Annotated in this window: 1 protein-coding gene; it reads right to left on the bottom strand. The window is 70.8% G+C overall.

What is annotated here, in order from left to right; translation table 11 throughout:
* Nucleotides 1-500: UTP--glucose-1-phosphate uridylyltransferase (locus ABD220_RS17930; protein WP_344124856.1), on the bottom strand; the 500-nt coding region annotated here is incomplete at both ends.

Here is a 500-nt window from a genome sequence, read left to right as displayed (position 1 = left end):
CGGCCACCGCCGTGACGTCGGCGCAGCCGTAGGCGCTGATCTGCTCCGGCTCGACCTCCATGAGCGCCACGACGGAACCACCGGTGCGCTCCTGCACGGCGATCATCTCGGTCAGCAGCTCGTCGCGGGCGTCGATCAGGTCATCGCCCAGCAGCACCGCGAAGGGCTCGTCGCCGATGTGGATCTTCGCCCGCAGCACCGCGTGCCCCAGGCCCTTGGGGTCGGCCTGGCGCAGGTAGTGGATCTCGCCGAGCTCGGAGGCGTGCTCGACCTCCCGCAGCAGCTCGGTCTTGCCCGACTCCTCCAGCTGGTGCTCCAGGGCCGGCACGCGGTCGAAGTGGTCCTCCAGCGCCCGCTTCGAGCGACCGGTGATCATCAGGACGTCCTGGAGCCCGGCGTCGACCGCCTCCTGGACCACGTACTGGATGGCCGGGCGGTCCACGACCGGCAGCATCTCCTTGGGCATGGCCTTCGTCGCGGGCAGGAACCGGGTGCCGAGC

This window comes from Kocuria aegyptia, assembly GCF_039530085.1.
GTDB lineage: Bacteria > Actinomycetota > Actinomycetes > Actinomycetales > Micrococcaceae > Kocuria > Kocuria aegyptia.
The sequence above is the reverse complement of the archived record's forward strand: the minus strand, read 5'-3'. Positions and strand labels throughout refer to the sequence as shown.